This window comes from Phaeobacter sp. JH20_34 (genome assembly GCF_048056095.1).
Classification (GTDB): domain Bacteria; phylum Pseudomonadota; class Alphaproteobacteria; order Rhodobacterales; family Rhodobacteraceae; genus Phaeobacter; species Phaeobacter bryozoorum.
The window spans coordinates 25,831-47,065 of record NZ_JAYMWT010000001.1; the positions used below are offsets into that span (position 1 = coordinate 25,831).

At 59.7% G+C, this 21,235-nt stretch carries 20 protein-coding genes; 11 read left to right on the top strand and 9 right to left on the bottom strand.

The genetic code is table 11. The features are described 5' to 3' along the window. Positions 1 to 30: 30 nt before the first annotated feature. Together VWZ81_RS00130 and VWZ81_RS00135 are read right to left on the bottom strand one after the other, a co-directional pair. On the bottom strand, positions 31 to 1,401 hold the full coding sequence (locus VWZ81_RS00130; protein ID WP_416539552.1) for a hypothetical protein: 1,371 nt from the start codon (positions 1,399 to 1,401) through the stop codon (positions 31 to 33). A 115-nt stretch (positions 1,402 to 1,516) separates the two neighbouring features. Continuing rightward, entirely contained in the window at positions 1,517 to 2,014 is a 498-nt protein-coding gene (locus tag VWZ81_RS00135; RefSeq protein ID WP_416541703.1) for an MgtC/SapB family protein, read from the bottom strand. A 216-nt stretch (positions 2,015 to 2,230) separates the two neighbouring features. On the opposite strand from VWZ81_RS00135, the gene VWZ81_RS00140 reads away from it, so the two are divergent. Genes VWZ81_RS00140 through VWZ81_RS00160 form a run of 5 tightly spaced genes read left to right on the top strand, consistent with a single transcriptional unit; the run spans position 2,231 to position 6,052 of the window. Then, positions 2,231 to 3,106, top strand: coding sequence for an STAS domain-containing protein (locus VWZ81_RS00140; RefSeq protein WP_340547606.1), 876 nt, complete (start codon positions 2,231 to 2,233; stop codon positions 3,104 to 3,106). 1 nt (position 3,107) lies between these two features. Beyond that, complete coding sequence (locus VWZ81_RS00145) at positions 3,108 to 3,470, top strand: STAS domain-containing protein (RefSeq protein WP_416535420.1); 363 nt, start codon at positions 3,108 to 3,110, stop codon at positions 3,468 to 3,470. After that, entirely contained in the window at positions 3,467 to 3,874 is a 408-nt protein-coding gene (locus VWZ81_RS00150; RefSeq protein ID WP_416535421.1) for an ATP-binding protein, read from the top strand. Before VWZ81_RS00145 ends, VWZ81_RS00150 begins: the two co-directional genes overlap by 4 nt. After that, positions 3,871 to 4,884 carry an ATP-binding protein gene (locus VWZ81_RS00155; protein ID WP_416541704.1) on the top strand — a complete coding sequence of 338 codons (1,014 nt, stop codon included), beginning with the start codon at positions 3,871 to 3,873 and terminating at the stop codon, positions 4,882 to 4,884. Before VWZ81_RS00150 ends, VWZ81_RS00155 begins: the two co-directional genes overlap by 4 nt. A 4-nt stretch (positions 4,885 to 4,888) precedes the next feature. After that, entirely contained in the window at positions 4,889 to 6,052 is a 1,164-nt protein-coding gene (locus tag VWZ81_RS00160) for a sensor histidine kinase (RefSeq protein WP_416541705.1), read from the top strand. Here the strand turns inward: VWZ81_RS00160 and VWZ81_RS00165 are convergent. Together VWZ81_RS00165 and VWZ81_RS00170 are read right to left on the bottom strand one after the other, a co-directional pair. Further along, complete coding sequence (locus VWZ81_RS00165; RefSeq protein WP_416541706.1) at positions 6,044 to 7,171, bottom strand: amidohydrolase; 1,128 nt, start codon at positions 7,169 to 7,171, stop codon at positions 6,044 to 6,046. The two genes, VWZ81_RS00160 and VWZ81_RS00165, sit on opposite strands and share 9 nt — an antisense overlap. After that, on the bottom strand, positions 7,164 to 8,189 hold the full coding sequence (locus tag VWZ81_RS00170; RefSeq protein WP_416541707.1) for a pyridoxal-phosphate dependent enzyme: 1,026 nt from the start codon (positions 8,187 to 8,189) through the stop codon (positions 7,164 to 7,166). Before VWZ81_RS00170 ends, VWZ81_RS00165 begins: the two co-directional genes overlap by 8 nt. Before the next feature lie 84 nt (positions 8,190 to 8,273). Here VWZ81_RS00170 and VWZ81_RS00175 point away from each other — a divergent pair, with 84 nt between their 5' ends. Next, positions 8,274 to 8,747: an Lrp/AsnC family transcriptional regulator gene (locus tag VWZ81_RS00175; protein ID WP_340547613.1), complete on the top strand. Its 474-nt coding sequence runs from the start codon at positions 8,274 to 8,276 to the stop codon at positions 8,745 to 8,747. A 94-nt stretch (positions 8,748 to 8,841) separates the two neighbouring features. Next, positions 8,842 to 10,083: a lytic murein transglycosylase gene (locus tag VWZ81_RS00180; RefSeq protein ID WP_416541708.1), complete on the top strand. Its 1,242-nt coding sequence runs from the start codon at positions 8,842 to 8,844 to the stop codon at positions 10,081 to 10,083. A 6-nt stretch (positions 10,084 to 10,089) separates the two neighbouring features. Here the strand turns inward: VWZ81_RS00180 and VWZ81_RS00185 are convergent, their stop codons facing one another. Next, on the bottom strand, positions 10,090 to 11,199 hold the full coding sequence (locus tag VWZ81_RS00185) for an NAD-dependent epimerase/dehydratase family protein (protein ID WP_416541709.1): 1,110 nt from the start codon (positions 11,197 to 11,199) through the stop codon (positions 10,090 to 10,092). 330 nt (positions 11,200 to 11,529) lie between these two features. Between VWZ81_RS00185 and paaZ the strand changes: the two genes are divergently transcribed. Then, positions 11,530 to 13,653 (top strand): phenylacetic acid degradation bifunctional protein PaaZ, encoded by a 2,124-nt coding sequence (gene paaZ / locus VWZ81_RS00190; RefSeq protein WP_416541710.1) that lies wholly within the window; start codon positions 11,530 to 11,532, stop codon positions 13,651 to 13,653. A gap of 31 nt (positions 13,654 to 13,684) precedes the next feature. Continuing rightward, on the top strand, positions 13,685 to 14,266 hold the full coding sequence (locus tag VWZ81_RS00195) for a flavoprotein (protein ID WP_416541711.1): 582 nt from the start codon (positions 13,685 to 13,687) through the stop codon (positions 14,264 to 14,266). Between the two features lie 59 nt (positions 14,267 to 14,325). On the opposite strand, the gene VWZ81_RS00200 is transcribed toward VWZ81_RS00195, so the two are convergent. The 4 genes from VWZ81_RS00200 to VWZ81_RS00215 all read right to left on the bottom strand — a co-directional run bounded on the left by VWZ81_RS00200 (position 14,326) and on the right by VWZ81_RS00215 (position 18,841). Then, positions 14,326 to 14,766 (bottom strand): hypothetical protein, encoded by a 441-nt coding sequence (locus VWZ81_RS00200; RefSeq protein ID WP_416541712.1) that lies wholly within the window; start codon positions 14,764 to 14,766, stop codon positions 14,326 to 14,328. Positions 14,767 to 14,772: 6 nt separating this feature from the next. After that, positions 14,773 to 15,876 carry a hypothetical protein gene (locus tag VWZ81_RS00205; protein WP_340547619.1) on the bottom strand — a complete coding sequence of 368 codons (1,104 nt, stop codon included), beginning with the start codon at positions 15,874 to 15,876 and terminating at the stop codon, positions 14,773 to 14,775. 48 nt (positions 15,877 to 15,924) lie between these two features. Continuing rightward, on the bottom strand, positions 15,925 to 17,118 hold the full coding sequence (locus tag VWZ81_RS00210) for a vanadium-dependent haloperoxidase (RefSeq protein WP_416541714.1): 1,194 nt from the start codon (positions 17,116 to 17,118) through the stop codon (positions 15,925 to 15,927). Between the two features lie 265 nt (positions 17,119 to 17,383). Beyond that, positions 17,384 to 18,841: an SLC13 family permease gene (locus tag VWZ81_RS00215; RefSeq protein ID WP_416541715.1), complete on the bottom strand. Its 1,458-nt coding sequence runs from the start codon at positions 18,839 to 18,841 to the stop codon at positions 17,384 to 17,386. Between the two features lie 309 nt (positions 18,842 to 19,150). On the opposite strand from VWZ81_RS00215, the gene tsaA reads away from it, so the two are divergent. Next, a complete protein-coding gene (tsaA, locus tag VWZ81_RS00220; RefSeq protein WP_416541716.1) occupies positions 19,151 to 19,597 on the top strand; it encodes a tRNA (N6-threonylcarbamoyladenosine(37)-N6)-methyltransferase TrmO in 447 nt (148 codons plus the stop codon). A gap of 207 nt (positions 19,598 to 19,804) precedes the next feature. Continuing rightward, the gene (locus VWZ81_RS00225; RefSeq protein WP_416541717.1) at positions 19,805 to 21,235 is read left to right on the top strand and encodes an ABC transporter substrate-binding protein; all 1,431 of its coding nucleotides are present in this window, start codon (positions 19,805 to 19,807) and stop codon (positions 21,233 to 21,235) included.

Here is a 21,235-nt window from a genome sequence, read left to right on the forward strand (position 1 = left end):
GCTGCCAGGTCCTGCTGATGGTCTGCCCGGTCAGTCGGCACGGCGTTTATCGTCCAGATTGGCTATATCCGATGCTGAGCTGCCAGAGGTCACATCTGGGGCCGGAGTGGGGTGGGCAGGGGTGATTGATGCAGCCCGGTCGAGAGAGGTGTCGATATCGCGGATGGCTGCAACGGCGGCCCGCAACTCGGCCAGCGTCATGGTGTCTTCGGTTGCTGCGCCTTCGCGTCCGGCGCGGATAGCAGCTTGTGTGATGGCGATAATCAGAACCAGGACGGCCGGAAGCAGATCAATCGCGATAGCGCCGGCCCAGGAAGGCACAAAGTTCCCCGCATATAGGATAACCGCATCAGCTGCGGAGACCGGCGTATATGTGGTATCGCGCGGGGGCGTCATGCCCAATACGGCGGCAGCAGCAGCGCCCAGCCCGTCGGCGCGCTGCGCCAGCACACGTCGGACGCTGTCGATGGTGGCTTGCTGGCCCTGCCGCGTGGCGGCATCCGATCCGTCCAGCTCGGGGGTGACGACGCTATCGGAGAGATCCCGCGCCGCGCGCTGCACCAGAGGGGCAACCGATAGCTGTCGCAACTGGGTGATCACATTTGCCAGACGAACCGCTTCCTCGGAAAACTGCACCGACCGTTGCGCGACCGGCCCTTGTTCCACCGTCAGGGCGCGCATACGAGACAGGATCGCGTTGCCTTCATCAAAGGCGGATTCGACCAGCGGTTGCTGGCTGGTGATCTGGGTTTCTAGCGCTGCAAGCTCATCTGATTTCTGACGGAGCAACCGGAAGACCGCGCCCTGACCGGCAAAACCGGACAATTGACCGGTTGCTTCCTGCTCGGACAGGTCGACGAAGGTCTGGCGCACCCGCGCGACGTCACGGGCAAGACTCTGGCCGCTCTGGGTGATTTCATCCGCACGTTCCAGGGCTGTCTGGTAGTCCTGAACAGTTACTGCCAGATGCTGTTCAACCGCGGCTGCACCGGCGAGCGCTGCGGCGTTGAGCCAGGACGACATGGCGATTATCGCGAGCGAACCGAGCGCCATTGACAGCACAAGGCCAATGCGGGCGGCCGCCGTGCGTACGGTTGGAACAAGCCGCATCATATAGGACCAGAACACGAAAATCCCGACCGAGACCGCAACCGAATAGGCGAGCGCCGCAATCACCGAGAACGCGCCGGTATCATCCAGCAACGAAGAAACCCCAAGATAGGTGTAGATCCCCGAGGCGACAGCCAGCACGCCAAGAGCGGTGCCGGTGATGCTGTCGAGCCAGCTGAGGTGATTTTCGAGATCGCGAGCATTTTGCGCGGCGCGTGCCTCGCTGCGGCTCAACCCGGAGGTATGGCCGCTTGTGCGGTCCGAGGGCTGACCGGGGTGCCGAGTGGTCATTCGCAGTGCTCCCTTTTGCTTGCTTCAAGATATGGTGCAGGGGAGAAGATGCAATTGCCGCTCGCGTCAGATCGGTGATTTGGTGCAGTATTTGCGCCAGCCCGGTCGGCGGCGGTCAGTTGTCGTCCCGCGAGTCATCCTTGGCATTGTCGAGATCTGGCCGGTGCTGTTGCGCCCAATCCACGATCGTCAGGATGAGAAACGACAGCACCGCAACCGCTGTGGCTTCGGCAAGGAAGCCAAAACCAACCGCAATCCCCACGACGCCGACAACCCATATTGCGGCACCGCTCCCTACACCGCGAAGTCTGCCCGCTTCTGTCGTAGACATAACGGCACCAGCACCAAGAAACCCGATGCCGCCGACGATACCCTGAATGGTTCGTGACGGATCAATGGCTGCTGTCCCCTCTTCAGCGGCTGCGGCGAGGTTAAGCGTCAGTATGGTCAATGCACAGCAGCCCAGGCAGATCAGCATATAGGCTCGCGCGCCCAGAGGTTTGTGCTTTATCTCGCGGTCCAGTCCGATCAGCAGCCCCAGAGCGACGGCAAGACAACAGCGCAGAAGAAAGCTGTCGAAGGCGATCATAGCGGCTGTTTGCCGCGCGGACATGTTTTGCCTTTTTTGTGGAGCGACAGATCATGGGGTGTGTCGGGATATGATCATAGTCTTCTATCCTCACAGAAAAAAAGGAAAATTTCCACTGCCGTCTCAGTTATTGCAAAATATCTATGTTTACAGACCGGGGAAGGGAGCGCTATCAATCGACCAATTCAGCGGAGCTTCCGGGTCGTCAGATACCGGGTCCCCAGCCCAAACGAGGTAGAGATGACCGAAACCGCTACTGAAACTGTACTCACAATCTTGCAGCATGATTTTGAAGAGATTGTCAGCGCCTGGATCACGACCCAGAGCGATGAAGGTGTGCAGCGGACCGATCTATTCAGCCATAAAGAGGGGCGCGAGCAGACCAGTGGCCTGATGCGCGCGTTGATCTCGGGGATCGAAAACGGTGCGACCGGTGATCGATTTGATCTCTCCAGCGACGCCTGGGCAGAGCTGCGCAGCGTGCTGGTCGAAGTCACCCAGGAGCGCAGTTCACGGGGTGTGACGCCCAGTGATATGGCCTCCTTTGTGCTGGCGCTCAAAGCGCCGATTTTTTACCGGTTGAAAGATAAACTCGCCGATTTTCCCAGCCAGCTTGTCGAAGAAATCTGGTTCATCAGCCGGGTGATTGATGCCTTTGCGGTCTATTGCGCCGAAGTGTTCATCGCCGAGCGGGATCGTATCATCGAACAGCAGCGCGACCAGATGCAGGAGCTGTCCACGCCTGTGGTCGAACTATGGGACAAGGTGCTGACGCTGCCTCTGATCGGGACGATGGATTCAGCGCGCGCGCAGGAGGTGATGGAGAACCTGCTGGAAACCATTTTACGTCGTGAGGCGGAAGTGGTGATCGTTGATCTGACCGGCGTGCAGACCGTCGATACCCAGGTGGCTCAGCATATGCTGCGTATGGCAGCGGCTGTGCGGCTGATGGGCGCGCAATGTATTATCAGCGGCATCAGCCCGACCATTGCCCAGACGATGGTGCAGCTGGGCGTTGATGTCGGTGAAGTGACCACCCGCTCGACCATTCGCAACGGGTTGGCAGATGCGTTGGATCGGGTCGGCTACGCGATCGTCAAAAAGAAGGACCACTGACATGTCTGCGGCATCGGCCATCTACTTTGTCGAAGGTGTGCTGCTGGTGGCAATCCAGGAAGATATTTCGGATACCGATATTCTGGATCTGCAGGAAGCGCTTTCCGAACGTGTGGTGGCTGATGCGGCTCGGGCTGTTGTGATGGACATCAGCGCATTGGAGATTGTCGATACATTTGTTGGCCGTATTCTGGCGCAGCTGGCCGGTGTCTCCAAGCTGCTGGATGCGCAGACTTATGTCGTGGGTATGCGTCCGGCGGTCGCGATGACCCTGGTTGAGCTGGGTATGGATCTTTCTGAAAGCAAGACCGCGCTGAGCCTTACACATGCCCTGCGTGATCTGCGGGCGCAGAGCCGGGGATGATGCCCACAGATGGTGTTCTGGTTGGCGTATGTGCGCTGATTAGGGACCGTGACGTTATTCATGTGCGCCGAATGGCTGGCCGAGAGATGGAACGACGCGGTGCACGCGCGGGTCAGAAAACCCGATTTGTCACAGCGGTCAGCGAGATTGCAAGAAATGTTATCATGCACGGTGGCGGCGGCGAAGCGCGTATCTATATGCACAGTGACCCCACCGCAATCAGCGTGGTGTGTATCGACAATGGACCTGGTATCGCTGATCTGGACGCGGCGCTCAGGGACGGGTTCAGCACCGCAGGCAGTATGGGACGCGGTCTTGGCGGTGCGCAGCGTTTGACTGATGTGTTCGACGTCGTGACCGAATATGGTAGAGGAACACGCGTGACAATGATGGCTCGCATATGACCCACTGGCTGCCCCTTGCCGATCCGAGCGATGTTTCGGTCTGTCGTCGCACGGCACGTCAGCTGGCGCAGACGGCCGGGTTTCCACGCGCCCGGATTGAGGAAATCGCAATTGTTGCCAGCGAGGCGGCGACCAATGTTTTGCGCTATGCCAAGCGCGGTCGCTGCCTGATGCAGGTCATGCCGGGGGTCGAGGGCCCGCGTCTGGCGCTGATCGTTGTCGATCAGGGGCCGGGGATCGACAGTCTGGAAAAGATGATGCGGGACGGTATCAGCAGCGAGGAGTCGGCGGGGCTTGGTCTTGGCGCCATGCAGCGCCTGTCGGACCATTTCGATATCTATTCGACCCGCGACGAAGGCACGGTGGTCGCCTGTGAGTTCCGGCAGACACCCTATCGACCTGCCGCGATGGAGGTTGTGGGGCTTTTGGTGACACATCCGGCGGAAACGCGCTGCGGGGACGGCTGGGATCTGGCCTGTGTACGTCACAATGCGCGGTCGGACGGGCGGCTGGATCTGATCCTCTGTGATGGTCTAGGCCATGGACATCGCGCTGCTGACGCCGCCGATGCCGTGGTGCATGGGTTTGCCCAGAGGCGAGGCCGGACCCCCGCGACAACGCTGACAGATATTTCAGATGAAATCGCCGCCACACGCGGGGCGGTTGCGGCCTGTGTCGCCGTGGCTGCGGACGGTCGGCGCATGTCCTACGCCGCCGTTGGAAATATCGCGACAATCCGCGCCCGACTGGGCGAAACTAAGCGATTTGCGACCCGTGACGGTCGTCTTGGTGCCGGTCCGGTTGCGCCGTTTTCGGACGAGATCGACCTGTTGCCCGGTGATACGGTTATCTTGCACAGTGACGGTCTTCTGACTTTACGAGACCTGCACGAAAAACCCGCTTTGCTGATGCGTTCAGCCTTGCTGATTGCGGGGAAACTTATGGCTGAGAACTTCCGTGGACGCGACGACGCGGGTCTGGCGGTCATCAAAATCGCGAAAGAGAGCTAACCTCGTGTCTACGGCATTGATAACGGTGAAAATCGACACGGAACAGGATGTTCTGAGGCTGCGGTTTATTGCGATGGCGATTACCAAAGCGCTGCATTTCGGCACGTTTGCCCAGACGCGGGCGGTAACGGCCCTGCTTGAGGCTGCGCGCAACGTACAGCAGCATGCCAGCGGCGGGCGGGTTCGGCTCGGCCTGAGGGACGAAAGCAACAAGGTGGCGCTACGGGCCACCATCACGGATCAGGGGCCGGGCATAGAGGGACTTGATGATATCATGCGCGGACGGCGCGCCGCAGCAGCGTCAGCCCGGGCGGGTCTGGGGCTGGGGTTGCGCGGTCTGTCACGCCTCGCGGATCATCATTCGGTGCGCAGCAACCCGGAGGGTACGGAGATAGAGCTGCTGTTTCTCAGCCCGTTGAGAAGCAATGAGATGAGCGAGGCGACGCAGGCCGCGACAGAGGCCATCAGCAAGATACGCGGCGCAGATCCGACCGCAGAATTGGCGGAGCAGAACCGTATGTTGCTTGAGGCACTGACGGAGCGTGATCTCCTGATGAAGGAAGTGCATCACCGCACCGGCAACAATCTGGCCTTGATCGGTGCCCTTATCCGAATGAGTCGACGTGGGGCCGAGTCTGAGGAGACGATTTCTGTGCTGTCCGATCTGGAGGCACGTGTTCAATCCGTCATCCGGGTGCATGAGCAGTTGCAGCGCTCCGCGCGGGTCGATCACTTGCAGGCATTGCCTTTCCTGCGGGAGGTTGCGGCCAATGCCGAAGGAGCGTTCAACTCAGAGGCCCTTAAGGTGGCGGTCGCAGTTCGCGGCGATGACATCGAAATCCCGAGCTCGATGGCGATTGACCTGGGCCTTCTGGCGGGCGAGTTGCTGACAAATGCCTACAAGCACGCTTTTATCGGGCGGGATCATGGGGAAATCCTGATCGAACTGACAGAGCAGGACGAGGCATTGCGGCTGGTGATTGCTGATGATGGGCATGGTTTGGCTGAGGGTGATGCCAGGCCCGAGCGGTCCGGGTCGCTCGGTTGGCGGATGATCCGCAGCATGGTTGGGAAATATGCGGGGACGACCGAGGTGGATGGCTCCAATGGCATGCGGGTGGTGTTTACCTTGCCGTTTGAGCCGAGCAATAGCAGCGGATTATCCTGAGCGGGCCAAGTCGCACCAATAGGAGACGCCCCCGTCGATGGCATTATCGTTGAAATCATACCCGGGATTGTGCAACGGCATGGCGTGCGAACCCTCTGTGCCATTGCCCATCAGGACAAATGCCCCGGGCCGATGTTGCAGGAACGCGGCGAAATCCTCCGAAAACCCGACACGCCCGTAAGCGGGGTCAACGCTGCCGACCCGTCCAGCCGCAGCCACGGCACGCGCTGTGGCCTCCGGCTCATTGACCAGAGGCTGAAACGACGTGGAGTAGTCCACGTCGCAGATGGCCCCATGTGCCATGGAGATCCCATTGGCAATGGCCCGCATCCTCTCTTCGATCCTGGCAGAGACATCTGCCTCAAAACCACGGCAATCCCCTGATATTACGACGTTACTCGCCAGAATATTGCGCGCACCATCGGTTTCAAAATCCGTGACGGAGACAACGCAATGATCCCGGGCAGAAACGGAGCGCGAAGTAATGGTCTGCAGCTGGGTCACGATTGCGGCCCCGGTCACAATCGGATCAATCGCTTTTTCAGGCATCGAGGCGTGGCCGCCGCGCCCAGTAATCCTAATTTCAAAGTTATCTTCAAAGGCACAGAAAGGGCCGGCCTGGGTTGCGAACTGGCCGATTGGCAGCCCCGGCATATTGTGCAGTCCGTAGATCCGGCTGATGTCAAAGCGGTCGAATAGACCATCGGCAATCATCGCGGCCGCGCCTGTGCCGTTCTCCTCATCTGGTTGAAACAGAAAATGGACGGTGCGGTCGAATGTTGGGTCAGCTGCAAGGCGAAGGGCAGCGCCCAGGAGCATCGTGCTATGCCCGTCATGACCGCAGCCATGAAATCGCCCGGGCGTTCGCGAGCGATAGGAGAGGTTCGTGGCTTCCTCAATCGGGAGCGCATCCATATCAGCACGCAGAGCAACCCCCGTGGTGTCCCCGCCGCGTCGGAGCGTGGCGACAACCCCCGTCCCGCCGATCCCGCGGGTGACCTGCAATCCTGCAGTTTCCAGCACCTTCGCAATCGCATCGGAGGTGCGGTTCAGGTCAAACCCGGTCTCCGGGTGCATATGGAGATCGCGACGAAAGGCGACAAGATCCAGATCAGGCATCTTCGACCCTGCCTTCTGATAGGATCACCAATGGGCGCATCTCAGGGTATGTGCCAACCTTGATGTCATGCAAAAGGGCGGTTAGGCCTGCTGTTCCCGACGGGGTGCTGGGGATTCCGAGGTCTGCGGCGGCATCAACGCCGCTGAGAGCGGCCCTATCGGAAATAGTGGAATAGCGATCAGCGGTCTTTGACAGAATCTCATAGGCAAGCATTGAGGGTGTCTTGCAGTCGAGCCGCCCCATATTGGAGACCGGACCCTCAACCGTCACAATCTCGCCCGCCCGCGCGCTATGCTGAAGACAGGGCGCGGCATCCGGCTCAACAACGATGATTTCAGGCTGAACTTCCCAGTTTGCACGGATCATATAAGCTATAGCACCGGCCAGACCGCCGACGCCGGCCTGTAAATAGACATGGGTCGGCCATTGACCAGAGCGCGCAAAACTGTCGCGCATTTCCTGTGCAATGACCGTATAGCCCTCCATCACCAGTCGGGGTGGCTCGGTGTAGCCGGGCCAGGAACCATCTGCGAGATGAACTGCGCCACTTTCTGCGGCATCCTTGATAGCCGCTGCAATGCTCTCTTCGTAGGTGGCGCCGGAGCGTATCACCTCAGACCCTTTTGCTCGGAGCCGCTGCACGAAATCCTCAGGTACAGTCTTGGCCAGGTGGATCCGGCATTTAGCGCCAAAAAGACGTGCCCCGGCGGCGACGGCCATGCCATGGTTCCCGGCACTGGCGCAGACGAAGGTAACCCCTGAAGCAGCGGCCCGCCCGCGATCACTGGCCAGATCCGCCGCTGTCAGACCGGTTTCGCGTATCAGCAGCTGCGCTACCGCATAGACACCGCCCATCGCCTTGAAGGCCCCAAGACCCATTCTGTTGGTTTCATCCTTGATCCACACCTGCTGACCGTCGACCTCGTGCTGGACAAGCGGCGAGGGGCGATAGGCCGGGCAGGCGGTCAGCATCTGCTGGGGCTGGGCGGGGTCGAGCGTGACATTGATCTTGTTCATGGGGCCAGTCTAGGAAAGGTTGTTGCTGTATTCCGATCAAATTTGGGTACATTACGAGAAATTCTTGCATCATGAGGGGCAAGTATGGGGGAAAGACTCGACAAGGCTGATGTGACCCTGCTGACACTCCTGCAGCGCAATACACGGCTTGGGCTGGAATCACTTGCGGTTCAGGCAGGGTTGTCTGCGGCCTCGGTTCAGCGGCGGCTGAAATCACTGCGCGAGCGCAGGGTGATCACCGGTGAGATCGCGCTTGTCGATCCAGCCAAGGTTGGTATGCCCATGACATTTGTGGTGATGGTCGAGCTGGAGCGTGAGCGCCTTGATCAGATCGACGCGTTCACCCGCCGGGCCGGATCCGAACCGATGGTCCAGCAGTGCTACTATCTGACCGGCGAAGCGGACTTCTGTTTGATTTGCACCGCATCTGATATGGAGGCCTTTGAAGAACTGACCAAACGATTGTTTTTCGAAGACTCAAATGTGCGACGGTTCCGGACCTCGGTTGTAATGGGGCGCAAGAAAGTCAGCCTTGAAGTTCCGGTCTCCGCCGGATGAAATGACCACTGGCGGCTGCGGGCGTCTGACGAGTTCCGACGGCAATAGGGCAGCCTGTTGCGCGTTCATTTTGCGATTGGCGGGAGGGTTGAGCGTGGTGGCTCGTTTACTGTGTTTTCTGTTTTGTTGCGTGCTCCCCTTGGGGGCCGCATCGGCTCTGGATCGTGCAGAGGTTGAGGGCCAGTTTCAGCGCTGGCTGCTGCATGAGATATGGCCCGAGGCGCAGGCTGCCGGCGTTCGACGGACGACCTTCGATACTGCGATTTCCGGGGTGAAACTGAACTGGGATCTGCCGGATCTGGTCCCCCCGGGCACTAAGGCCAACCCTCCCCGTCGCCAGCGTCAGGCGGAATTTGGCGCGCCGGGGCGCTACTTCAATCGCGGCTCCGTTGACGGTGCGACGTCGGTCGGACGCCGGATGGCGAAGCGACATGCAGCTGCCCTGCAACAGACCGAACGCCGTACCGGAGTACCGGGGTGGATTATTCTGGCGATCTGGGGGCGCGAGAGCGGCTATGGTCAGGTGAAGATCCCTCACAATGTGTTTGAGGTGTTGGGCACCAAGGGCTTCATGAGCCGCCGCGCTCCCTATTTTCGCCAGGAATTGATTGCAGCCCTGCAGATCGCCGAGGCCGGGCATGCGCCGGGCAATGTGATGAAGAGCAGCTGGGCTGGCGCATTGGGCCAGCCTCAGTTCATGCCTTCCAGTTTTCTCAAGTTTGCCGAAGACGGCGACGGCGATGGTCGTGCTGATATTTGGCGTTCCGAGGCAGATACAATTGCGTCTATCGGTGGTTATCTGGCGCGCCATGGCTGGGACAAATCGCGAGACTGGGGGTTTGAGGTTTCCCTACCGGATGCGGTTTCATGTGCCCTAGAAGGCCCGGATCAGGGGCAAACCATCCGTGACTGGGAAGCGCTGGGTGTCCGGCGTAGTTCTGGACGGCCCTTTCCGCAGCATGAACAAGACGGCGTTGCCTTTCTGATGCTGCCCGCTGGGCGGAATGGTCCCGCGTTTCTGGTCACCCCGAACTTTTATGTGCTGAAAGACTACAACAAGAGCGACCTCTATGCGCTTTTTGTGGGGCATGTCGGTGACCGCATTCAGTTTGGTGTCGGAGATTTCCAAGGTCAATGGGGACAGGTCGACAACATGTTGCGATCTGACGTCGCGGCGATGCAGCGCGGGCTGGAGCGACTTGGCCATGACGTCGGCGGCGCCGACGGGCTCGCGGGGTTCAAGACCCGTCGTTCGATCGGCCGCTGGCAAGAGGCGGCTGGGCGGCGGGCCACATGTTTCCCGACCTCAGCGATGCGGTCTGATCTTGCCCGGTGATAGCCGCTACCGGTTGGTAGCCCCTGTCGGATGCGCGCCGGCGGTAACCTTGCCGAAGTCTGGATGGTCATGACGATCCAACCAGTGAAAGAAGCTGGCGATCATAGCTGCCAACCCGTGCCGTGGCACTGCAAGACTGTCGCGTCTGGTGAAGTCAAACTGCGTCGGCGGCACGGGATCTGTCCCCTTGGGGACAGCGGTTGGCAAGGCACCTACTGGAACAAATTTGGCGATTTCGCTGTAGATTTCGGTCCATTGCCAACTTCTGGCGACTGCGAAATAACGTCCCTCGGACCCCGGTTTTTGCAAGGCGGCCAGACAGAGCGCCGCCAGATCGGAGGGATGGATCAGCGACATGGACCCCTTTGGCGTCTGATGATGCCAAGGATGCGCCCCGACCGCCATCTCACGGAGGCGCACCAGAATATGCCCTTGATCATGGCAGGGCAGAACACCGGGTCCGACGATCATACCTGACAGCAAGATAATCAGACGCAAAGCCCGGTCCTGTGCAAGGCGCGCCGCCGCAACTTCCATTGCCGTTTTCTGTGCGGCGATGAATTTCCGTTGCTGGATTTGAAGCTCGAAATCGGAGTGGTGTCGCAGTTCATTTTTGATCCGGGGCGCGTTCTCTGGCTCGGCGGATGCCGTGCTCGACAGTAGGACGATATCGGAAATACCGCTCAGATGTGCTGCTTCGATCAGATTGTGACAGGCTGATTGTGCGGGTATTACGCAATGCTCCAGGCCCGTTTCCCGATCCAGGTCACCCGCAGCAGTCCCATCAGGCGCCTTGCGGATGGAGGGCAGGCAGGCGATCACCAATGTGTCGGCACCATCAAGCGCGGGGGCAAAACTCTCAGGATCAGCAGTATTTGCTGAGACTAGTCGGAGCCGCTCCTTGGCACCGGGCAGGGCCATCAGGTGAATGGTTTTTGAGCTGTCCGTCGCATCTCGCAGTGTACCGGTCACGCGCCAACCGAGTGCAAGGGCTGCGCGGGTAATATGCGCGCCTGCAAGACCGGAGGCGCCTGCGACACAAATATGCCGGGGACCTGTCGGCCTGCTGGGGATGGTTGTCTCCTGCGTGTATCGAGAGGCTCCGGTTCCGGTCATTGCCTGTTCCCTCGGATTAATAGGTAGATTATGGCGGCGCTTGTTTAAGCCTGCGCAGGCTGGCAGCGGGCGGTCAAAATTGCACATCGAAAATCCTGAGGCTTCCCCTCAGCGCGTTTTGGAGCCCCGTTGATCAAGCCGGCTGCGCAGGTCTGCCTCAGAAATCCTGAGGCGCTGTTTTCGAACTTTCGATTGGATGTGGCACCGGCTTTGGCTGAGACCTTAGGACGGAATGACCGGACTTTCCTGATGCAGATCGGATGAGCCATGTGGCGTCCTGCTGTCAGGTAGCCGGAAACTCCCGCGATGCAGCAGCAAGAGGGCTTTGACTTGACAGATCATGTAGAACGACCCCGTTTTCTTCAAAGTCTGGTTGCGGATAAATGGGAGCATCGCTCGGGTGAGACACTGAGCCTTGCCAATGCTGCGACCGATCGACCGAATGCGATCCTGTCCTTCAGTGCTGATGACGGGCGAGAGGCGGTCGACTATGCACGTGCGATTGGCGGGTCGGCGCTGCGCGCCATGGGATTCCACGATCGCGCGCAACGGCTGCGGTCGCTAGCACGGGTTCTGAACGACAGCCGCGCAGGGCTATATCGTGAGAGCCTGACGATCGGTGCGACGCGGCACGATTGCCTACTCGACGTCGACGCTGGCATAGCGCGTCTTGCGGCGCTGGCAGGTCAGGCGCTGAAATCCCTGCCCAATGCCCCTGTGCTGCATCTTGAAGATGCTATCGGACCGGTCGGCGCAACCGGTCGACAACAGATATTGGCCCCGCTTGCTGGCGTTGCCGTGCATATCACCGCGTTGGATAGCCCGGTATCGGGGCTGCTGGAGCAGATCGCGCCCGCGCTGATCGCCGGTGTGCCCTGCATCATCTGCCCTGATCCCGCCACCGCCTGTGTGAGCGAACGTCTGGTAAAACTGATCCATCAGAGCCAAACGCTGCCAACTGGCGCAGTGCAGTTGCTCTATTGTCCGCCCCTCGGGGTGTTGGAGTATCTGGCCGCAGGTGATGCGGTCAGCTTTGCCGGAGGGCGCGACGTCGCCCGGAAGTTGCGACAGCACCCAGGGATTGCCGCAGGTCTGGTGCGCTTTCAATCCTGTGAGACAGGTCTGTCTGCGGCGATCCTAGGCAGTGATGTCGCGCCCGGGAGCCCGGAATTTGAGTTCTTCCTCCGCGAGATCCGCAGCGAATTGATCCTGCGGGCGGGTCAACGGCGTCACGCGGTGCGTCGCATTCTGCTGCCGCGCTACCGCGAGGATGAAGTGGTGGAGCGTTTGGTCGAAACCCTATCCGAGATCGTTATTGGACAGCCGGATGACCCCGCTACGCAGATGGGCCCATTGGTGTCGCGGGCGCATCTGAAGACGGCTCAGAACGCGCTTGCCGAGCTGCGCCGCGCCGCCGATGTGGTATCCGGGCCTATCCTCGCGGCGACACCGGAAGGGGGGGCATTTCTCGCACCAGTGCTGCTGCATTGTCGCCAGCCTGCCCAGTCCTCTGTCATCCACGAGACCTTTGTGCAGGGGCCGGTTGCAACCGTGATGGCCTATGACAGCCTATGTGATGCGATTGCTCTGGCCAATCTGGCGCCCTGTTCGCGGTTCTCGACCGTCTTTACCAATGACAGTCCGCTGGCGCAGGAGGCTGCCGCCTGTCTGACCTCCGCAGAAGGCCAGGTCAGAATTTGCGGCAGCGAAATGGCGCGTCAGGCATTGGAGCTGTCAACCGATCCAACCGTTCCGCGTCTCTTTTCCGCTACGCATCACAGTCAGGTCTGCGGTGCCGAGGATATTCGCCGCACAGTTGCGGCCTATATGATGCGGACAGAAATTCACGCACCGCCGCAGTTGCTGACGGCGTTGACGGGGCGCTGGGTCGAGGGCGCTGAAACCAGACGCAATGGTCACCCGTTCCGCAAGTCACTGGAAACACTGCGCATCGGCGACCAGCTAATCACCGAGACAAGAAAGATCACCGAACAGGATGTTGAGCAGTTTGCCCATTTTACCGGTGATGTCTTCTACGCTCATATGGACCGGGAGGCCGCGCGTGCGCATCCGTTTTTTGACGACCGTGTGGCGCATGGCCAGCTGGTCGTTTCCTTTGCGAATGGGCTGCTTGTCGATCCGGCACCGGGCCCAGTCTTGGCCAATATTGGTTCCGACAATCTGCGCTTTCATGCGCCGGTATATTTTGGCGACTGCCTGCATGTTCGCGTGACCTGCAAGGAGATCACGCCGCGTGCCTCTGCGCCTTTTGGCGATGTGCGATGGGATTGCTGCGTGCTGAATGCCTGCGGTGCGGTTGTGGCGCGCTTTGATCTGCTGACGCTGGTGATGAAGACCTGGCCGCCTGTTCCGCAGGAGAGGACCGGCACCGCGGCGGTGGCTGTTGTCGCATCGGATAGGCCAGAGGCGTCTGTCACACAGCCCGCTGAATAATCAGACATTCAACTGAGATAGGATATTTTCGATGACGAACACCGAGATCGACACCCCGTCACGCCCGCGCATTCTGATTGGCGTTACCGGCTCTCTGGATGCCACAATGCTGCCGCTCTATCTGCGAGCAATCAATAATGAGATCGACTGTGAACTGACCGCGCTGTTCACTCCGACAGCGACGAAATTTGTAAACATGGACGCGGTTGCACTGTTCCTTGATCGGGTGATCAGTGGCGATAACCCGAAGGACTGGCCGACAGACAAGCCGGGGCGTATTGTAGCGGATCATGACATTCTCGCCATCCTGCCGACTACAGCGAACACGCTTTCGGCGATTGCGCACGGGTCCTCGCAGAACCGGCTGACCACCGTTGTCCTTGCGGCGACTTTCCCGGTTCTGCTCTTTCCTGTGATGGGTGGCCCCATGTGGGAAAAACCCGCGGTCCGCCGGAACGTGATGCAATTGCGCGAGGACGGTTATGAGGTTTTTGAGCCGGTATGGCGCGAGAACTACGATCCCTTGCTAAAGATCCAGCATGGGCATCATTCGCTCCCTGATCCGGAGCAGGTGGTGCAGATTCTGCAAAGCCGTTTGCCTTCGGCTTGTTAGCCTGCAGCATGTAATCTGAGGTGATACGGTGCAGCACCTGCTGCGCCGTTTGGTGCCTGTCAGGGAGCTTTGATCAACAGCGTTTTGACAAACATGCCTCCCCCCGGTCGCCCCAGAACGCGATGGTCCTGCGCCCGCAGCGAGACGGTGATCTCATGCGTCCCGCTTGGCAGATGCCCGATCACGATATGAGGCTGGTAGGCGGTTACGATCTTCTCAGCGCCCAGATGGACATGGGCATGGCCGCGGGCCAAAGCCTTGGCCTCGCTGATGCAAAGATCGGTAAACACGAAATTCTCAACCTCGATTTTCAGATGCCAGCCCTCGACTGGCGTGTAGCTCGCTGTAACATCAAGCTCGGGTAGCGGGTGATCGTCTGGCAGGGTGGCGAAGAGTGCTGCCGGCAGCTCGTCGATCATCGCCACAAGAGGCAGACCGGCGCAAATGGCAATCAGCGGGGCCGAGGCGAGCATGCTGACGCTGAAGACGAATTTCAACATCTATTCTCATACCGTCTGGGGTGCACCAAGGCGATGCGGCCGTCTCAATAGGTCGACAGGCGCCCCACCGTGCAGCAGGAAAAACAGGAAGACGCCGTAAAGATTGCCGTGCAGCAGCGGAGATTCTGCCAGGCTGACGGCAAAGAAGGTGAAGGCGAACAGAAGGAATACTGCGATTGGCCGGATGAGCTGCCCCAGCGCCAACAGCACACCGGCGACCAGCTCGATTGCCATCATGATCAGCGCGACAAACGGCAGCGGCAGTCCAAAGAACCACATGTTGCCGTGCTCGAGTATGGCGATCAGCAGCGTCGGTTGAAGGAATTTCACTAGGATGGCAATGGTTGCAAAAGTTCCGCCCATGGTGACTTGAACCAGACACCAGACCAAACCGGGGGCATTGGGAAGAAGTGCAGGGAAACCTGGCGGCAAGTAATAATCGACGCTAAGTGACCCGCCGCCAAAATGCAGCAGCAACAGCGCGGGGGCGGCGAAATGGAAGCCGTAGTAGGCGATGAAATCGAGCGAGAAGAGGAGACTGCCAAGGGCGACAAGACATAAGATGCCGAAGGCGGCGAACCGTGTGCCGAGACCGAGCACCAGAAAGACCGATGAAATCAGTGCAGGCAGGGCCAGCCAGTCCCAACCTGGGATCAGAGCCAACTGCATGTCTGGCACGAAGAGCGTTGGCGTGCTCCACATCTCGGTTCCGTGGCGCGGCAAACCTCCAAGCGCGTTCAGACCGACCGTCGTTCCCAGTCCGATCCGCAGACATAAGGTCCCCCAATCGGCGCTGCATTTCTGCAGGGGCTTACAGATGCGGTCCTCCAATGGGCGCAGGATTTGCCCGGCAAGGACCATCGCAAAGATGGCGGTTGCGGCAAGACACGCAAAGCCGATCAGCAGGATCGGACTGCGAAACAGGTCCGGTACCGTCGCTTGAGAAAGCGAGAGAACTTCGTCAGGCGTAAGCAGCCAGGGTTCATGGGCGATGGCTGGATCGCCGATCAGGACCAGCCCAAGGCTCAAGAAAGCGGCCATCTGTGCAGAATTAGGCTGCGCCATGGTCTGGCTCCTTGGCTGGATACGTGCGGTGACCGGATCAAGCACCGCGGCCGTAGCCCCGCAGCAGGCAGATTACTTGCTGCGGGGGAGGGATTATTGCGACAATTTGGTTGAGAGGATACCGGCGCAATCGGCACCGCCCCCGCCGCTCACGGCCTGTGCGGAGGCTACGGGTGACAGAAACGCAGCGCTGATATAGCTGCCGATCTGATAACCCAGCATGTCGCCGACCGTGTTGGAGCGTCGATAATGAACCCCTCCGATGACCCGCGATTCTGCTTCTTCCTCCGCAAATTGGGCAAAGGTTTGATAGCTGCGGCTATAGCCATCCTTGCCTTCAAAGCTAAAGGTGAACTCATCGGCGCCGAATACCGCTTCCATCACTTGCTGGGCAGCGCTGCCACTGGTGCAATGCTGACAGGGGTATTCCGGGTGCATCGGCGCCGCCACCAGCGGCGTCCAGCCGTCCATGGTGTCGAGCTGCGGATGATCGTACCCGTTGCCAACCGCGGCCAGCGCGGTTTCCGGCCGCCAGAACTGGTAGGTGTATTTGGCATCGAACCCGGCAACCAGAGCGTCGGTCAATGCGATATTCAACAGCGCCAGGGTTCGCGCTTCCTCCACCAGTGGCAGGGCGCAGGCGCGGCTGCTGTCACGGGCGATCTGGTTCCAGGCGCCTGATCCAGACCCGGCGTGAAGCTTCGCGATTGCGATAAGATCAGGATCGGTTTGCGAGGTGGAGCCGCCGAGTTGCGCGACTTCTGCCAGATCACGCTGGAACTGCATGCTGTCGAGCTGTGGCGGTGGCGGGACATCAAACTGCTTTGCGGAGGTGAGTGCAAAGGGCTGCATATGTCGAATTTTCGGAGCAACCATCGGACGTTCGGAGGTCGGCTGATAGATGCCATTTTCGCCTGGTCCGGGGGTGAAGTCGTTTGCGAAATCAGCGCCGTCGGCGGCGCGTTTGTCCAACACCGCCTGCGCAGCTGCGGTACCGAGCCGGATCCCCGCTGCGCGGGCGGTTGAATCTGTCACCTCGGCGAGGACAGTCTCAGCCGCCATTGCCAGATCTGCTGCGCGCTCGGGCATCAGCTGCTGCATTATGGTCAGGGCCGCTTGCGTTACCGCTGCGCGTCTGTCCGCAGTCGGATCCTGCGCACCGTCGTAGGCATAGGCATGGTATGCGCCATCAACGGCGTTTGCAGCGTCAAACATGGCGGCATGCAGCAGCGCCAGCGTGCGCTGGCGCTGCGCGCCGGGCCATTTTTCCTCAACGACGAAACGCATCGCGGTTTCTTGCCAATCGGCAGCCAGCTCAGCCTGCGCCGGTCCGCTAACAGAGAAAAGAGCGGCTGTTGCCAAACTTGCGATAGAGGCATGAGAGAGCAACTGGTGGCGCCAAGGGGTCAGGGTCAACATCGGAGTACCTCGTCCGTGATAAGTGCAGCTATAGGTAGAAATGCTTTGGCCGCTCGTACAAATCGAAAGTCCCGAAGGCGCCCCTCAGGTTTTCTTCTGGGGGCGCCTTCTACGCGGTCAGATGGCCAGCAACTCAGAGCATGCCCAATAGGTGCCACCACAGAAGATCCAGTGGGGCAAGCAGCAGAAGGCTGATGAAGAACAGGCTGAGACAAAGACGGATTATTGCTTTGGCTGGAAGGTTTCCGGCCTGAATGGCAGCGACCAGCGGCGGCGCCTGAAAGGGTAGGAAGACATTTGAGAAAGCCACAACCTGCGTCATCAGAACGGTTTCCAACGGCAGGCCGGTGGCTTCTGACAGCTCACCGGCGAGCGGAGTCATTACGGCCGGGACACCGGGCAGATTGGTAATCATCGCGACCAGTGTCGACAGCCCGATCAGGATAGATGTGTTCCAGACCGGCCAATCCGCGGCAAAGGCAACCGTTCCAGTGACCGCACCAACCACGGCTTCGCCCAGCCCCGCCGACGAAATGACGGCGCCCAGCCCCATGATGCCGGCGACAAACAGCAAGGCCCCATAGCTCAGATCGGTGTTGATGCACCCCTTGCGTGTGAGATTCGCGCCAGGCAGCAGGCAGATCAGTGCAGCTGCCATACCCACCCATGCGGGTGACACCATATGGATCTGGTCCGTGAGCCACAGCAACAGGCAAAGCGCCAGTACCAGGCTCAGCGCCCGCTCCTGCCGGCTGAATGGTTCAGATGTGGTTGTCGGCGCGACGCTATGGGGCGGTATCCGGTCGGGGAACATTATCAGCGCAAGCCCGACCAAGACTGCCGATTTCACAACGCCAAGCACCGGAAAATGCAGCAGGAGATAATCGAAATAGGAGATATTGAGTCCGTAAATGGTTTCCGCCATCCCGACGAGGATCATGTTCGGAGCATTTGCAGGCAGGATGGTGAAGGCCGGAGCAAAGGTGCCGAATGTAGCAACCGCCAGCATCCCGGTCCGGCCATTTGATGCCGGACCAAAACCGACGCGCTCAGCCAAGGCGGAGATTATCGGAAGAAGGATCATGATCCGCCCAATCGAGGATGGCATGACAAAGGCCAGCGCGACCGAGAAGACGACAATGCCACTCAGCAGGCCGCCATAGCTGCGCAGGGGCAACAGGGCCAGCACGCTGGCGGCCCGCTTGTCGAGGGCCGTGTGCTTGATCGCGGCACCGAGGACCAGGCCACTGAATAGCAACCAGAACGTAGAAGAGTGAAAGCCCGAGAATATCGTCTCAGGTGCAGCAACTCCCAATACGACGGCGACGAGAAAGAACGCCAGAGCGGTCCAATATTCAGGGACGAGGCCAGTCGCCCACAAACCGATTGCGCTCACCGCGAGTGCCGCGACGATGGCCAGATCCGGGGCGAGGTGGACCCAGGTCGCAAGCGCCGCGAGTCCGGCACAGGCGAAGATCAGCAGCAATGTCCACAGTGATCGCCCCGTACGAAGCAGCTGCGGTAGCGTGTGGCTTGTCGGCGGCATTGGCGGTGTGGATTTCGGGGCTGCGGGGTGGCTTTGATCGGTCATGCGTCTGAGGGTCCTCTGGTCGCTTATCAGGACACGATATGCCTCCGGATCAGGGTGCGAAGCCAATCGTTTTATCGGAGACGGGGTCTCATGAATTCCAAAGGCTCCGCTGACCTTAAGGTTCCTCAACAACTAGAGCGTGTCCTCAGAAAAATGGAGGTCACGCATCCGATATTTCGATTTTACGATGCCCGGACTGCGTCATATCAGAAGGAAACCGTTCGACGGTGGCCCGCCCAGACCTGTGCTCTCAGGTCCGCCAGCCCTTTCCCTCCCCACGACCGATTGCGAGACGCCATGACTGATGTGATGCAATTACTGACTGTGCCATCCGACACGTTTCAAATCAGACCGATCGGTGTGATCCGCACTGGATTTGCAGAGGTCAAAGAATGCCCGATGTCAGGACGTCGCAACCCGGCAACCAGCCGGATTGAAGTGGCGCCCGAGTATCAGGCTGCATTGCATAACATCGAGCTCGCCTCTCATCTTTGGGTTCTTTACTGGCTGCATAAGTCCGACCGCAGCGCCTTGGTACGCCAGGCGCGAGGTAGTCAGGTCGCAAGGGGCATCTTTGCCAGCCGCGCGCCAAACCGGCCAAATCCCATTGGATTGAGCGCGGTGCAACTGCTGGATCAGTCCGATGGCGTGCTGACGATCAGCGGACTGGACTGCATCGACGGAACCCCGGTTATCGACCTGAAACCTGTTGTTCCCGAAGAAGATGCCCGCCCAGACGCGACCATCGGCTGGTAGCGCGTCTCCTGCGAGTGTTTCGGTAACGAAGAAAGTGATGCCATGTTTTCAGTCTACCGAATTGTACGCCATCGTTGCCCTGCTCGTATTGCCGCGATCGGGCTCGCGCTCGCATGTTGGTCTACCCTTGTCGCGGGAGAGCTGAAGGCCGCGGAGCCGGAGCGGCTTGGGCACCTGGTCATCACTGACAGTAAAGGTGATCGCGGTATGCTGGCGCCTTATGTTCATCGCAAAAATGGCATCGGCTATCTCTATACCAGTTACATCTTCGATACGCTGATCGGGCAAGACACGGACGGAAATCCGGCTCCGGGCCTCGCCAGAGCCTGGAGCCGATCCGAAGATGGATTAAGCTATCATTTCGACCTCCAGCGGGACGCGGCATGGCACGATGGCACCACGGTCACAGCTGAGGATGTTGCGTTTACTTTCCGCTATATGGCTGAACATCCTTATATATTTGGATCGGTCAAATCCGTTGACCGGGTCGACGTTAGCGGACCGCAGGACCTGAGGGTGCACGTCAAACGCGCAGAATACGGTCTGATTGAGGGCCTGTTTTCCGCAGTGCCGATCCTGCCCAAGCATATCTATGAAGGCGTCGCGGATCCTTTCCGGTTTGCAGCGCCAGAGGCTGCGATCGGAAGCGGCCCCTATCGCCTGACAAGTTATGACAAGGCGCAGGGGCGTTACCTGCTTGAGGCGACCGAAGAGCATCCTCTTGGTAAGCCCCGGTTTTCGCAGATCCGGATCGTCCGAATGGGGCCAGATGCCGCGCTGCAGGCGATGGGTGCCGGTGAAGTTGACGTGATCTCATACCTGCCTCCCGAGAGGGTCGACGAGGCGACAACTGCTGGCTTCCATGTCGCAACAGCCCCCAGCCATCATGTGCTGCGGCTGGGTTTCAATCATCGCGGCCGGTTGGCATCCAAGGACCTGCGTCAGGCGATTGCCTATGCGCTTGACCGTAACGCGCTGCTCGCCATCGCATATCCGGGCGGCGCGGAACTTGCTGATACGGGATACTTCCAATCCGGCTCCAGATGGCACAGCGATGAGACCACCGCTGCCTACACCTATGATCCGGCTCTGGCCCGCAAGATGCTGACGGCGGCGGGATGGATCCGTAACGGTGCAGGCAGGTGGCTGGCTCAGGGGGATGAAATTCGCCTGCGACTGATCACTGATGGGCGCGAGGTGAAACCGGCCAGAGTGATTGCCGAACAGCTGGAAGCTTTTGGGTTTTCAGTCGATTTGCGGGTTATGGAGGTTGCCTCTTTGCACAGCCTCGTTGCTGACGGGGACTATGACCTGACGGTGTTCTCGTCCAGTACGCTGGGAGATCCGGGCAATATCAAGCGCCGCGTCTTTGGCCGGGGCTGGAACAGCGACCGCTTTGCGGCGGATCCTGAAATGGCGGCATTGATCAAGGCGCAAGCCGTAGCACAGAGTCAGGATGAACGCCGCGAAGTGCTGGCTAAGTTCCAGCAACTCTACGCCGATAATCTTCCCTCTTACATGCTGGTGAACCCGCTGATGGCAACTGTTTTTAATGACAAACTGTCTGCGCCATTCATGCCCGGCGGTGTGGCAATCGGGGTTCCGTCGGCTTTGCATAAGTCCATATTCCTGGAGTGA